At 64.8% G+C, this 13,409-nt stretch carries 11 protein-coding genes; 3 read left to right on the forward strand and 8 right to left on the reverse strand.

All coding sequences use genetic code 11. From position 1 onward, the window contains the following. Window positions 1-288 precede the first annotated feature (288 nt). The 6 genes from arsB to NZU74_13095 form a co-directional block, all read right to left on the reverse strand. Window positions 289-1,455: an ACR3 family arsenite efflux transporter gene (arsB, locus tag NZU74_13070; GenBank protein MCS6882257.1), complete on the reverse strand. Its 1,167-nt coding sequence runs from the start codon at window positions 1,453-1,455 to the stop codon at window positions 289-291. A gap of 132 nt (window positions 1,456-1,587) precedes the next feature. After that, the gene (locus NZU74_13075) at window positions 1,588-1,911 is read right to left on the reverse strand and encodes a permease (GenBank protein ID MCS6882258.1); all 324 of its coding nucleotides are present in this window, start codon (window positions 1,909-1,911) and stop codon (window positions 1,588-1,590) included. 8 nt (window positions 1,912-1,919) lie between these two features. Beyond that, window positions 1,920-2,627 carry a Uma2 family endonuclease gene (locus tag NZU74_13080; GenBank protein MCS6882259.1) on the reverse strand — a complete coding sequence of 236 codons (708 nt, stop codon included), beginning with the start codon at window positions 2,625-2,627 and terminating at the stop codon, window positions 1,920-1,922. A 131-nt stretch (window positions 2,628-2,758) separates the two neighbouring features. Next, window positions 2,759-3,751 (reverse strand): PstS family phosphate ABC transporter substrate-binding protein, encoded by a 993-nt coding sequence (locus tag NZU74_13085; protein ID MCS6882260.1) that lies wholly within the window; start codon window positions 3,749-3,751, stop codon window positions 2,759-2,761. A gap of 149 nt (window positions 3,752-3,900) precedes the next feature. Next, window positions 3,901-5,196, reverse strand: a complete 1,296-nt coding sequence (gene arsJ, locus NZU74_13090) for an organoarsenical effux MFS transporter ArsJ (GenBank protein ID MCS6882261.1) — start codon at window positions 5,194-5,196, stop codon at window positions 3,901-3,903. A gap of 5 nt (window positions 5,197-5,201) precedes the next feature. Further along, a complete protein-coding gene (locus NZU74_13095) occupies window positions 5,202-6,212 on the reverse strand; it encodes an ArsJ-associated glyceraldehyde-3-phosphate dehydrogenase (protein ID MCS6882262.1) in 1,011 nt (336 codons plus the stop codon). 250 nt (window positions 6,213-6,462) lie between these two features. Between NZU74_13095 and NZU74_13100 the strand changes: the two genes are divergently transcribed. Next, on the forward strand, window positions 6,463-6,939 hold the full coding sequence (locus NZU74_13100; GenBank protein MCS6882263.1) for a hypothetical protein: 477 nt from the start codon (window positions 6,463-6,465) through the stop codon (window positions 6,937-6,939). A gap of 109 nt (window positions 6,940-7,048) precedes the next feature. Here NZU74_13100 and NZU74_13105 read toward each other — a convergent pair whose 3' ends face one another. Further along, the gene (locus NZU74_13105; protein ID MCS6882264.1) at window positions 7,049-8,962 is read right to left on the reverse strand and encodes a WD40 repeat domain-containing protein; all 1,914 of its coding nucleotides are present in this window, start codon (window positions 8,960-8,962) and stop codon (window positions 7,049-7,051) included. 593 nt (window positions 8,963-9,555) lie between these two features. On the opposite strand from NZU74_13105, the gene NZU74_13110 reads away from it, so the two are divergent. Next, on the forward strand, window positions 9,556-10,515 hold the full coding sequence (locus NZU74_13110; protein MCS6882265.1) for an STAS domain-containing protein: 960 nt from the start codon (window positions 9,556-9,558) through the stop codon (window positions 10,513-10,515). 346 nt (window positions 10,516-10,861) lie between these two features. Here NZU74_13110 and NZU74_13115 read toward each other — a convergent pair whose 3' ends face one another. After that, complete coding sequence (locus NZU74_13115) at window positions 10,862-11,752, reverse strand: c-type cytochrome (GenBank protein ID MCS6882266.1); 891 nt, start codon at window positions 11,750-11,752, stop codon at window positions 10,862-10,864. On the opposite strand from NZU74_13115, the gene NZU74_13120 reads away from it, so the two are divergent. Then, window positions 11,730-13,409 (forward strand): hypothetical protein, encoded by a 1,680-nt coding sequence (locus NZU74_13120; protein ID MCS6882267.1) that lies wholly within the window; start codon window positions 11,730-11,732, stop codon window positions 13,407-13,409. The genes NZU74_13115 and NZU74_13120 overlap by 23 nt on opposite strands.

Raw genomic sequence — 13,409 nt, forward strand, 5'->3', positions numbered from 1 at the left:
CAGAAAGACAGCGCCTCTCCGCTCCTCGCTCCCGCCACTGCCTCTTGCGGAGGCGACAAACAAGGCCCGCGCAAGCGCAGCAGCGAGGCGGACGCTCACTGCTGTCACTTCCCCGTGGAAACCGTGTAAAAATGCATGTGCTTGTGGGCCTTAATACAGTACCACAAGGCGGCAAGATGAACAAGCGGGGTCTTACTGCTGAGGCGGAAAAGGTCCAGGCAGGGAGGAGCCGGGAGGGCGTTGCCCTCCCAGGAGCATCCTGACGTCAACCCATAATGTCGGAGGAGCCTACCCGCGTCGCTCGCCCGGATCGCTGACCGGCGGCGCGCAACCCGCCGCGGCCCCCGCCTCGGCAATGGCGGTCGCCGGGGCCGCCTTATGCGCGAAGTAGCGCCGCTGCAACCAGAAGGCCACATTCACCAGAGCGATCATTACCGGCACCTCGACCAGCGGACCGACCACCGCGGCGAAGGCCTGGCCGGAGCCAATGCCAAAGACCGCCACGGCAACGGCGATGGCCAGTTCAAAGTTGTTGCTGGCCGCGGTAAAGGCCAGGGTCGTCGTTTTACTATAATCCGCGCCGATGCGCCGGCCCATGTAGAAGCTGATCAGGAACATCAGCACGAAGTAGAGCAACAGGGGGATGGCGATACGCACCACATCGAGGGGGATCTGGACGATCAACTCGCCCTTGAGACTGAACATCAACACAATGGTGAAGAGCAACGCGATGAGCGTTAGAGGGCTGATCCACGGCAAGAAGCGCGTTTCGTACCACTCGCGGCCCTTCGCGCGCAAGAGCGCGAAGCGGGTCAGGAACCCGGCAAGCATCGGAATGCCCAGATAGATGAACACGCTCCGGGCGATCTCGCCGATGCCGATCTGCACCACGCTGCCCTGCAGTCCGAACAGCGGCGGCAGCACCGTGATGAACACCCAGGCATACACGCTGTAGAACAAGACCTGGAACACGCTATTGAAGGCCACCAGGCCGGCGGCATACTCCGTATCGCCCCTGGCCAGCTCGTTCCAGACGATCACCATGGCGATACAGCGCGCCAGACCGATCAGGATCAGGCCGATCATGTACTCAGGGTAGCCCCGCAGGAAGGTGATCGCCAGAACGAACATCATGACGGGGCCGATGATCCAGTTCTGGATCAACGACAGACCCAGCACCTTGCGGTTGCGAAAGACCTCGCCCAGCTCCTCGTACCTGACCCTGGCGAAGGGCGGGTACATCATCAGCACAAGGCCTATGGCGATGGGGATGTTGGTTGTCCCGACCTGGAAGCGGTTGATGAAACCCTCGACTGCGGGAAAGAAATACCCCAGACCCACTCCGAGGGCCATTGCCAGGAAGATCCACAGGGTCAGGTAGCGATCGAGCACCGAGAGCTGGCGGGCAACTTCAGACGCTCGTTCACGCGAGACCACCGCCGCCGGATTGGACATACGCTTGCTCCTTTCCACAATCCACGCGCCACGCACCGGGAAACCGGGGCTTTCCTGAGGGCTGCGCTCCCTTATACCCTCTCTGGCAGGCAGGAGCGCGGGGAAACCAGGTTTCCCTGCCTGCTCCGCCGCTCAGATTACCAGGTTGAACAGATATCCAATAGCGATGATCCCGACCGCCGCCACGCTAACGAATACGGCGAGGAGTTGCGGCTTGAGCGCCCGGCGCAGGGAGATCAGCTCCAGCAGGCTGAGGGCCGCCACGGCCATCATGAAGGCCGGCGCCGCGCCCCTGGCGATAAGGGCCTGCACCACCGGGAGCATCCCGGCGGCGCCGGAGTGCAACGGCACGCCCGGGGCCACCGCTACCGGCGCCGACCATCGGGCCTCCCGCCCAGGGATGCCCGCCAGAGCATCCTCGGGCACGCAGCTGTAGATCGCCGCTCCTGGCGCAATCCCGACGACTACGAAGAGCCAGAGCTTGCCCGCGATCTCGCGGGTGCTGCGCCAGGACAGGGCGAAGTGTCCGGATCAGATTGGCCCGGTCGTTGACCTGTCTCTAGGGAGTAGGAATCAGGGGCGCCGGCAAACAGATCGGCGATCCGCAGCGTAATCCCCGGCAGGCACTCAAAGTTCGCAACGTCCATCTCGCTGAAGTTCCGGGGGCCGTCATAGCGCCCCGGCGAGTGCAGGCGGTAGTGGTCGAGGCTGCGGGCGCGCGGATCGATGATCACGTATTCGGGAACGCCGGCCCGCGCATAGGCGCCCAGCTTCACCTGTGTATCGTAGACCACACTGTTGGGGGAGAGGATTTCGATGATCAGGTCGGGCACGCCCCGGATGCGCCGATCGCGGATGATGCCGGCATTGGCCCGGCGCACGAAGACGAAGTCGGGTTGCACGGGATCGCAGCCGGGCATCAACAGACCGATGGGGGCCGTAAACACGAACCCTAGACGATTATCTTCGACCGGGATGCCGAGATACCGATAGAGACGCTGCTGGATCCACTGGTGAAAGCTGCTTGGCGCGGCTGTCGTATACAGCACCCCGTTAATGATCTCGTAGATGTTCCCGTCGTCGGGCAGGGCCTCCCAGTCGGCATACGTCCAGCGGCCCTGCGTCGGGCCGGGGACGGTGGGCGCATCGGTGCTGATGACCAGGGTACGCATAGGGCGCTCCTCCAGGCAAGGGTTGGCGATGGGTGCATTGTACCGCGTTATTTGCACCGTCTGGAATAATGTGAGGGGAGGCTGAGCCTCCCCCATACCCTCACAGGTGTAGACTTTCCGAACGCCAGGGATCAGCGCAACGCGGCTACAAGCGTCTTCTGGGCGTCACCGGCGACCGTGTCGGAAACGGGGAAGTAGCCCACCTCGCGGATCACCTCGTGCGCGTGCTGCAAGTAGTAGCTGATAAAGGCCGCTGCTGCTAGATTCGTCTGGAGTGTTTGCCTGTCCGTATAGATGAACAGTGGCCGGGTCAGGGGATACGTGCCATTCGAAACCGTTTCCGGCGTGGGCGCCACCGGGCCGTTGCCTGCATCAATGGCCAGGGCGCGCAGCCGTTCCTGGTCGCGTATGTAGTAGGAATAGCCGAAGTAGCCAATCGCGTAGAGGTTATTCTCGATTCCCAGCATCAACTCGACGTCATCTTCACTGAGGACGACGCCGGGTATAGCCGGAAGGAGCAACTTATCTCCACCGAGCACCTTTTCGACGAAGAAATCGAAGGTGCCGCTATCAACACCGGGGCTGAAGATCTTGATCGGCTCGGCGGGATAGGCGGGGTTCACTTCGTTCCAGGCGCGGTAGCGGCCCGAAAAGATCTGCAGCAGATCGGCGAAGCTCAGCGACTCAACAAACGTATTCTGCCGGTTGACCACCACCGCCAGCGCATCCACGCCGACCTGAAACCCCACCGGTTCACGACCGACGGCGCGGCAGGCCTCCAGTTCCTTCTCATTGATGGGGCGACTGGCGTTGACGATCTCTATCGGATCGCCGCTGCAGAAGCTGCGAAAGCCGCCACCGGTGCCGGTGACTTTCACGTCGATCTGTGAACGCGACCCTTCTGCGTTGAAGTCTTCAACCATACGGGCCGTAAGCGGGTAGACCGTAGATGAGCCGGTGATCTCCAGTAAGCCGGTGACCAGGGCCGGATCGACCGGCGCCAGCGCGTCGCCAGACAGCAGCGTCACCGCCGGAGGCGTCGGCGTTACCTGCTGCTGGACGCAGCCGGCAACCAGGGCCAGCAGGACCGCCAACCCCAGCAGCGTTCGGGTTCGAAGTCCCATAATGCTCTCCTTCTCCAGCTTATGGTCCAGACGGACATCCGCCGCGGTAGCATAACTGTTGGCGGTCGTGTACACCCTTGAGGGGCAGATGTACGGCCAATGCGCGGTCCGCCGCCGGCAGCAAGCTCAGGTGCGGCTAACCGGGCCGGTTACTCTCCCATATCGCTCAGCACAATCGGGCGCGTGCGCGGCGCCGTCTGCACTGGCAGCGTCAGGGAGATCGTCCCGGCAGTAAGCAGAAAGGCTGTCGAGGCCCACAGGCACAGCACCAGGCCGCCGCTTTCGCCGTAGCGCAGGCCGATCTGGTAAAGCAATCCGGAGAGCACCGTGCCCGCCAGACGGCCCATAGCGTTGGCCATGTAGTAGAAGCCTACATTCATCGCCACCTTGTCGCTGTCGGTGTAGGCCAGAATGAGGTAGCTGTGAACTGCGGAGTTCAGGGCGAAAACGATGCCAAAGGCCAGCAACCCGCCGACCACGGCCAGGGTTGGCGCGACGCCGTTCATCAGCGCCAGAGCGATCCCCGCCGGAAAGGCAGCCAGCCCGAAGGCCAGGGCCATCGCTGTGCGCCCATCGGGTTCGTGGGCGCCCTCGACGCGCCGGCGGATCAGACCGGGAGTTGACGCCTGCACGAAGCCGTAGCCAATGGTCCACGCAGCCATGAAACCGCCGGCCAGCCAGAAATCCCAGCCCAGCACGCTCACAAAGAAGACCGGCAGACCCACGACGAACCACACATCACGGGCGGCGAAGAGAAAGATGCGCGCAGCGGCCAGCAGGTTCACCGCCCGGTTGTGCGAGAACATCTGCGTGAACTTGGCCTTCTTGTTCGCCGTGCCGAGGTCGCCCTTGATGAGCGTCATCGCGCTGATCAGGGCGGTAAGGACCAGGGCGGCCAGGAGCATCAGCGCGTTCTGGAAGCCCGCCAGGGTCAGCAGGAGCGCGCCGACGAAGAAGCCCAGACCCTTGATGGCGTTCTTCGAGCCGGTCAAAATGCTCACCCAGCGGTACAATTGACCCTGCGACTCGCCAGCGACGAGCTTGACCGCGCTCTTCGAGGACATCTTGGTCAGATCCTTGGCGATGCCCGACAGTGCCTGGGCCACCATCACGTAGGGCACCACCAGCAGCGAGGGCGGGGCGAAGGCCAGCAGGCTCAGGGCGATGAGTTGCGTGCCAAGACCCATAAAGAGCGTGGACTTCAACCCGAAGCGCGCCCCGAGGTAGCCGCCGAATAGATTAGTGATAATGCCGAAGATTTCGTAGAACAGGAACAACGAGGCCACCTGGAAGGGGGTATAGCCGAGCTGGTAGAAGTAAAACAGCACCAGCATGCGGATGGCCCCGTCGGTGAGCGTATCGGCCCAGTAGGCCAGGGTGACCAGCACATAATTGCGCCGATCAGCCGCGCGACTGGTGACAGGAAGCGTCTCGGTGCTTGCCATGGGCGTTACTCCAGGCTCAGGGCCACCTTGCGCGCCAGTTCGACGTAGCGGTTGGCGTAGCCCCATTCGTTGTCGTACCAGGCATAGATCTTGACCTGGGTTCCGTTCGTAACCATGGTACAGGAAGCATCAATGATCGCCGAGTGCGGATCGGTCACAAAATCTATCGAAACCAGCGGGCGCGTTTCGTAGGCCATAATCCCCTTGAGCGGCCCCTCGGCGGCGGCGCGGAGCAGGTCGTTCACTTCGCTCACAGTAGTTGGGCGCTGCACCTCGAACACGCAATCGGTCAGGGAGGCGTTGAGCAGCGGCACGCGCACGGCCTGGCCGTCGAGTTTGCCGAGCAGTTCGGGGAAGATCATCCCGATGGCCGTCGCCGAACCGGTGGTCGTGGGCACCAGCGAGAGACTGGAGGCCCGCGCCCGGCGCAGGTCCTTGTGGGGTTGATCGTGGACGCTCTGGGTGTTGGTCGAGCTGTGGATGGTGGTGATCATGCCGTGCTTGATGCCGATCCCCTCGTGGATCACCTTCACCACCGGGGCCAGACAGTTGGTGGTGCAGGAGGCGGCGGTGATAATATGGTGCCGAGCGGGGTCGTAGAGATGATCGTTGACGCCCATGACGATATTGAGGACCTCGCCCTTGACCGGGGCGGCGACGATGACCTTCTTGACGCCGGCCTTGAAATAGGCCTCGAGTTGTTCGGGGGTGCGAAACTTGCCGGTGGCTTCCAGCACGATCTCCACCCCGGCATCGGCCCAGGGCACCGCGCCAGGGTCCTTGATCGAACTATGGCTGATCTCCGTGCCGTCAATAACCAGTTGCGACCCCTCGCCATTGACCTCGCGGTTCCATCGGCCATGGACCGAGTCGAAGCTCAGGAGATGGGCGCTTACCGCCGCATCACCGCCGATCTCGTTAATATGGGCAAACGTCAGTTCAGGCCACCCCCAGGCCGCCCGCAGCGCCAGCCGGCCGATACGTCCAAAACCATTGATGCCAACGCGCACGCTCATGCAGATTCCTCCGCCTCAGAATGGGAGTTATTCGCCGATAGAACCTCATTTCAATCATTCCGGGTTGATATAATCATAGCACAGTTCCGCCACCTTGCAAGATGGATCTTTGCAGGAGGGTTGCTCCCTTCCGGGTGCGGAGAACGCTCGTTTCGCCCGCCGCCACTTGCAGAGTTGCGTCGCCGCGCCTTCTGACAGGCGCCGGCATGGGAACACCTGGTTTTCCTAAATTTTCGTACAGGAGTCGCCTATGTCTACCGAAGCCTCGCTGCGCTTTCCGAACCTAGAAGCGCGCAATTTGAACGGCAAACGCATCCACCTGCCAGCCGGATTCGGCGGCGCGCGCAATGTGGTGCTGATCGCCTTCCGCCGCTGGCACCAGTCCCTGGTTGATTCCTGGTTCCCATATCTTGATCAGCTTATGTCAATGCGACCGGACCTGCGGGCCTATGAACTGCCGCTGATCAGCAGTCTGTATTCCGTGGCGCGCCCGTTCATTGACGGAGGCATGGCCGCCGCCATCCCCGACCCCAGAGTGCGCGAACGCACCCTCACGGTCTATACCGACGTCGGACGAGTCACTGCGGCCCTCGGCATCCGCAACCAGACGACCATCACCGTGCTGCTGGTTGACCGGGACGGCCGCATCTTCTGGCGCGGCGAGGGCGCCTACGCGCCCCAGCGGGCCGTGGAGCTGGAGCGGGCGCTTGCCGCGGAGGGGAGGTAGGGGGATTTGGGATTGGGGATAGGGTATGCGGAGGCGCTGGACGCCGCGCCGCGGCCCCCCGGCGTCTTGCCGCAACTGTTGGAGCGTGAGCGGCGCGTTTCGAGACGGGTCACTCAACCCGCCAGACCTCGATGGACCCGCGGGGCGAACCCACGACCACCGACCGGCCATCGGCTGCTGCCGCCACGCACCCTCCAACGCTGCCCACGGCCTCGATCAACGCTAATCCGTCGTCCTCAAGGCGCCAGAGACTCAAACCCATCCAGGACGCTATCAGCCGGCGCTCATCGAGCACCACCGGCGCGCCGCTGCGACCGGTCATGGCGCCCTGACGGCCGGCGAGCCGTCCGTCGGCATGCCAGAGCCACAGGGCGCCGGTATTATCCACCGCCAGCAGGCGGTGGTCGGGCAGGCTGACCAGATCCATCAGCCAGGTGTTCGCACCCGTTTCGAGCGCCGGCAGTGGCGTTCCTTCGGGAACCATAAAACGCCAGAGCGTGCCTGCGCCGCTTGCCGCCACCAGGCTGCGTCCCTGGTCGGTGAATGCCACATCCGGTACGGTTGTGGCATTCAGCCCGTCAGCTTCAATGACCGTCAAGGTGGCCATGGGCGCGCCGTCGGGCAACGCCCACAGGCGCGCCGTGCCATCGGCGCCCGACGAGGCCAGGGTCGAGCCATCCGGGGCAAAGGTGACGCTCAGCGCCGGCCCTTCGTGAGCGGGCCACCGGCCGGCCGGCGCTCCGGCGGGCCACGTCCACAACCGGATCATACCGTCGTCGCCAGCGGAAGCCAGCAACTGGCCATCGGGCCTCAAGGCCAGCGCGTTGATCTTCCCGGCGTGCGCCTCAACCTGGCCACGCCGTTCGCCGCTCTCCGTCCAGAACGTCAGCGTGCCGTCCACCCCGCCGGAGGCAATAATGCCTTGATCAATGGCTACAGCAGTGACGGGGGGCATGCCATCGAGCGTGGCGCGCAGCGCACCCGCTGCGTCCCAGTGACGCAGGGCGCCGTCGTGCCCGGCGGTGAACAGGTCACCCTCCGGCGCAAGGGCCAGCGCGGTGACCGTCGCCCGATGGGCCGCGATCTCGTTCACCACCGCACCCTCAGGCCACGACCAGCGCACCACCGCGCCGTCGCTGGTCCCTGCCACCACTGCGCTCCCGTCAGCCACAAACAACACCCGTTTCACCGGTGCGAGCCAGCGCGTTTCCTCATCAATGGTCAACCGCTCTAGCATCGCGCCGGTGGCGGCATCAAACAGCCAGACCGAGCCCGGCTCGGCGGTCCAGCCTTCAGAGGCGGCGGCAACCAGCGCCCCGTCGGGACTATAGGCGACATCGGCTACGACGCGCATACCCGCGTTGCCGTGGGCCAGCATTCGTCCTTCCGCCGCGCTCCACACTACGACGTTCCCGTTCTGATCTCCGGTAACGAGGGTCCTGCCATCGGGGGCGAAGGCAACACCGGTAAGCGGACCGGGCGGCGCCAGCAGGTCCCCGGTCTCCAGGCGCATCTCTCGTGTGGCGCTGCCGTTTTCGGGCTGGATCAACGCCAGTGTCCCGCTTTCCAGCGCCAGGGCGATCAGCGTCCCGTCGGGGGCGTACGCTACATCGGCAATCGGCGCGGAGTATGGAAAGAGCTTGCGGAGGACTCCACCGTCGGTTGCCAGCATGGTCAGGGACGAATTGGAGGAAAGCGCCAGGGTCTTGCCATCGGGGCTGAGGGCCAGGGATGTGGGTGTTTCGTTTAGCTCCTTGCGCCAGAGGATCTGCGCCAGGTTCCGCGCGTCGTGCCGCTGGACGGATTGCGCGGTGGCGAGATAGAGCGTGGCGCCATCGGCGCTCAGGGCCATCGCTTCCGGCGCGCCGGCGCCCCAGGCGGCCACGCGCCGGAAATGTTGTGAGGCGGACGCGGTGGGAGTGATGTCGGGAAGCGCCACGGCAGTAGGTGACGCGCCGGGGGAATTGCAGGCGCCAAGCGCCAGGAGCATTCCAAGGAGCAGGCAGAGTCTGATGGCAGCCATAGGAGCAGTTTCCGTGGCGCTAAAAGAATTATGCTAAGCTACAGACAGGTCCCGAGAGGCCAGGCGATACATCGCGCATTCATTTTATCATCTGCCCATTACAGCCTCCTGAACTTCAACACCACCAGGGAGCCAGCATTCCAGTCCAACGGTACTCAGCCATGGTAATCCCTATGTAAGAATGCGCCTGTACACTGGTCTTACGTCTGAAGGGTCCTTTCGCTCCACATAATTGAGATAGCCAGCCTCGCCATCCCATCCAACGACGGACCTGCCCGGACGACCGCAACTCCGGAACCAGGCAACTCGGCCCCTGATCTTGCCGGGGTCGCGCCTTTCTGATGAGGATGAAGAATTGAATCTGGTACGCCACGCCGCGACAGCATCGCCCGCTGCGGGCTAACGCCCTCGCTCAGGACGCGGAAGCCCCGCAGGGACTTGCAGGAACTCAGCAGCGTTCGGCGATACCGGATGCCATTCTTAAAGATCATAAGAATGGTAGCAGGAGGCGAGGTTCGTCCCTCGAATTCAACCAGGCAGGACAAGGCGCAGCATCACGGAGCATCCTTTTGAACCAGATCAGAAGTCAGGCTATGTTCCGGGTCACACAAAGGCAAATCAACTACGGAATCTTCGGCGTATTGACCGTTCTTGGTGGCATAGCCGTGGTCATTATGCCGTTTATCAACATCCCTGTAATCTCAATCGTCCTGACCGTTATTGGGACTGGCATCTGCGGTACGCTCTGGTGGGCATACGCCCGTGGCTGGGAAGCGAGCCGCTACGCGCTCATCGTTTTGCTCACGTTGCTAGTAGGATTCGGCGAGCGAGCGGAAAATCTTCAATCAGGCTTTTTCCACATCATCTACACCATACCCGTCATTGCGCTGGTACTGACGAACCCGCTGTGGGTGCTCGGCAGCGCGCTCACCTTGCTGGCAATGTTTGCCGTCCGCGCGGGCGGCGGTGCGTACATCGAACCAATTCCCCTGATAACCTTCACCATTATCATTGGCAGTATGGTCCTGAGCCGGCTGGCGATTGACAACGCGCAACACCTGGAGATTGCCCGCCGCGAAGCCGAGAGCGAGCGCGCCCGCGCCGAGGCCGAGCGCGCCCGCGCCGAGCAGCAGGCCGAAGAACTGGCCCGCCGCAACGCCGAACAGGAGCGCCTGCTCGAACTTATCGCCACGCTGGAGACGCCAACCATCACCCTGGCCGATGGCATCCTGCTGGCGCCAATCGTCGGCGCGCTTGACAGTCAGCGCGCGCGCCAGCTCACCAGCCGGCTGCTGCACGAGACAAGCGCCCAGCGCGCCCATCACGTCATTATTGACATCAGAGGCGCCGTGGCGGTAGATACGCAGGTGGTCGAGGCGCTGTTGCAGACGGCGAGGGCCCTTGAGCTGCTTGGCTGCCAGGTAACGCTCACCGGCATTTCGCCCGGCGTGGCGCTGACCCTGACCCAGTTGGGGATGCCCCTGGATACGTTGCACACCCAGCGCTCTCCCCAGGAAGCTCTGGCCCGCGTATATGGCTCCTCTTCGCTCTGAACACGGCCTCGCTTTATGGATAGCGCTGAAAGGGTCAGGCGCTGCTCGCTGATCTTCAAGCGCGCCGTCTTCGCGTGCACCCGGAGCCAATGCGAAGTCCAGGCGACAGACCCTAGACCCCGGGTTTTTTCGTTGGTTTTGGCGACTATGCCGCTGAAATTAATGAAAAAAGGCCTTATCGGGCGGCTACACCGCTCTGATCCCCCTACCAGAGGCGGATGTTGCCCAGGCCCTGCGCTTGCGCTGTCCGGCGAATCCTTTCGCCCGAGCCAACGGTATAATCTGTGGAGCGCGCAAAGGGTTTCCAGGCCGGCTGCGCCTTCCCGGACCCACAGCCACCGATGCTTCACAGGCTCTCCAGGAAGGCCACCAGGTCACGGATGTCGGCATCGGTCAGGTTCAGGGGGGTGATCGCCGGGCTGGCCCCCGGCCCGCCGCCACGGGCGTAGTGGCGCACCACCTGCTCCAGGGTCGCCGCGCTGCCGTCGTGGAAGTACGGCGCCGTGTAACGCACGCCCCGCAGACCCGGCACCCGCGCCCGCCCGCTGTTGCGCGCCGGGTCAGCCGGCAGGCCGATGTTGTGGAAGCTGTCGCTATCGAAGCTCGGCGGCCGGTGGCAGACCGCGCAGCCTACTTCGATGAAGAGAGCCTGCCCGCGCCGGGCTGCCGCGCTCAGGGCCGCCCGCTCTCCGGCCAGGTAGCGGGCGTAGGCGCCCGGCGGCGGCTCGATCGCCCGCAGGGCGGCAGCCAGCGCCGCGCCGGTCTGGTCCCAGGTGATCGCCTCCGCGGCTCCGGGGAAAGCCGCGCGATAGGCGGCCAGCAGGTCGGCATCGGCGCGCAGTCGGGCCAGGATCGCTGCGCTACGCGGCCCCATCTCGGCGGGATCGTCCAGGGGGCGCAGGGCCATCGCTTCCAGGCTGCGCATCTCCGGAGAGAACCAGCCGAAGACCTGGCGCTCGCCCAGGCCCCAGAGTGGCGGGGTGTTCAGGCCGCCCGGCGTGGCCACGGCCCGCCCGTCGGTGAAGCCGCGCTCCGGCTGGTGGCAGGAGAAGCAACTGCGCCGCCCGTCCGCCGACAGGCGCCGCTCGGCCAGCAAACGCTGGCCCAGGGCCACCCGCGCCGCCGTGACATCGGCGGGACGCGCTGCGCGATTCGTCACCAGATAGCCTATGACCAGAAGCGCTACCAGAGCGACCGCTCCTGCCCAGAGGCCGATGAACCGGTTCGTTCGTCTCATCGTTATTGTGCTTGCGCTCGGCGCCCTTGGGGCCTGCGCGGCGCGCCCGGCCGCTCCAGCGCCGCCCGCTCCGGGCACACCGGTGGTGCTTGCCAGCGGATCGCCCCCGGAGCTTCCCGCGGTCGCCGAGCACAGGGCGCGCCTGGAGGCTGCGTTGAACACGCCACCCTACATTCTACTGGCGACCCATACCAGCGCAGACTGGCTCGCCGCGGCCCAGGCAGCCGCCGTCGCCGACCCTCGCGTGCAGGCCGCCACACACGCGCCCGACGGGCAGCCGATGCGCGCCGAGGTCATGGCCCTCGGCCCTGCCAATGCCGGCGATGTTCCGCCGTCGCTCGAACGCGCCTGCGCCTCGCAGCGTTGCGCGCGCGTCCAGATCTACGTGTATCCCGCCAATACCACCGTTACCGCCCTGGTCGCCGCCGACGGCGCGGTGCTCGGCGTTGACGTTCTGGCCGACGCCCAGCCCGAAATCCCCGCGAATCTGGCCGATCTCGCCGTGCAGATCGCCCTTGCCGACCCGCAGGTCGCCGCCGCCTTCGACGGCCTGACCCCCGACGCGGCAATGGCGACGATGAGCGCCACCAAAACCGCCCTCGAAACCACCAGTTGCGAGCGCAGCCGGCATCTCTGCGTCGCGCCGGTCTTCCGCTGGGGCAATAGCGCCCTCTGGACGATTGTGGACCTGACCGAGTTTCGACTTGTCGGAGCGGCGTGGACCGACCAGGGCGCGAGCGGGCGACGGGTGTGGAGCGAGGCGACGCTGCAAGATGCCGCTCTGGCGCCCCTGTGCGAGACGCCAGCGGTCCTGGAACGGGCTGGCTGGCGTCTGAGCTATTTGCTGACCAGTTCCGACGGCCTGGAACTGCGCGATCTGCGCTTCCAGGGCCGGCCGGTGCTCACATCGGCCAAAGTGGTGGACTGGCACGTGGGCTACCTCGGACGCGAGAACCAGCGAGTGGGCTTTTCCGATGCGATTGGCTGCCCGGTGTTCTCGGCAGCGGCGGTGATCCCCTACGCTCCGCCGGTGATCACCGAGGCGCCCGATGGCGGCTTTGTCCTGGAACTCACCTTCCGCAGCCCCAACTGGCCGCAACCCTGCAACTACCAGTACATCACCCGCGCCCGCTTCGGCGCCGATGGAAGCATCCAGTTCATGGCGCTCAACGAAGGGCGCGGCTGCGGCATCGAGGGGATCTACCATCCCGTGCTGCGCCTGGAACTGCCTCCCGGCACTGCTCTAAGCGACCAGAGCGGCGCCCGGCTCACTCACGAGGGCCAGACCACCTGGCGACCCGATACGCCCCACGCCTTTGAAGCCCGCACACCAGACGGCGCGCTGGCCCTGAAGCCCCTCTGGGGAGAAGCGGAACGTGCGTATGTCTACCAGACACGGCCCGCTCAGGCCGAGGGCCAGGGCGACCTGCCAAGCATCGGCTCGTGCTGCGCCCTGGACGACAGACAGGGACCGGAGCAATTCGTCAATGGCGAGCCGCTGGATAGCGGCGCAGTGGTCTGGTTCGTGCCGCGCATCAGCAATGCCGAGCGGCAACGCTGCTGGGCTGATACGGTTCTGGAGGGCGGCATGCTTGTGCCACGGATCTGGCCCTGCGGCGCGGGGATGGAGCTGACGCCATTGCCCGAACGGGGATAA

The sequence above is a fragment of the Chloroflexaceae bacterium genome, assembly GCA_025057155.1.
Classification (GTDB): Bacteria; Chloroflexota; Chloroflexia; order Chloroflexales; family Chloroflexaceae; genus JACAEO01.

What these genes read in the sequence shown, in the direction of transcription:
- NZU74_13100 (MCS6882263.1), top strand. Translation starts at nt 6,463, where the DNA reads ATGTCTACCGAAGCCTCGCTGCGCTTTCCGAACCTAGAAGCGCGCAAT.
- arsB (MCS6882257.1), bottom strand. Translation starts at nt 1,455, where the DNA reads ATGTCCAATCCGGCGGCGGTGGTCTCGCGTGAACGAGCGTCTGAAGTT.
- NZU74_13115 (MCS6882266.1), bottom strand. Translation starts at nt 11,752, where the DNA reads ATGAGACGAACGAACCGGTTCATCGGCCTCTGGGCAGGAGCGGTCGCT.
- NZU74_13110 (MCS6882265.1), top strand. Translation starts at nt 9,556, where the DNA reads ATGTTCCGGGTCACACAAAGGCAAATCAACTACGGAATCTTCGGCGTA.
- NZU74_13080 (MCS6882259.1), bottom strand. Translation starts at nt 2,627, where the DNA reads ATGCGTACCCTGGTCATCAGCACCGATGCGCCCACCGTCCCCGGCCCG.
- NZU74_13095 (MCS6882262.1), bottom strand. Translation starts at nt 6,212, where the DNA reads ATGAGCGTGCGCGTTGGCATCAATGGTTTTGGACGTATCGGCCGGCTG.
- arsJ (MCS6882261.1), bottom strand. Translation starts at nt 5,196, where the DNA reads ATGGCAAGCACCGAGACGCTTCCTGTCACCAGTCGCGCGGCTGATCGG.
- NZU74_13120 (MCS6882267.1), top strand. Translation starts at nt 11,730, where the DNA reads ATGAACCGGTTCGTTCGTCTCATCGTTATTGTGCTTGCGCTCGGCGCC.
- NZU74_13105 (MCS6882264.1), bottom strand. Translation starts at nt 8,962, where the DNA reads ATGGCTGCCATCAGACTCTGCCTGCTCCTTGGAATGCTCCTGGCGCTT.
- NZU74_13085 (MCS6882260.1), bottom strand. Translation starts at nt 3,751, where the DNA reads ATGGGACTTCGAACCCGAACGCTGCTGGGGTTGGCGGTCCTGCTGGCC.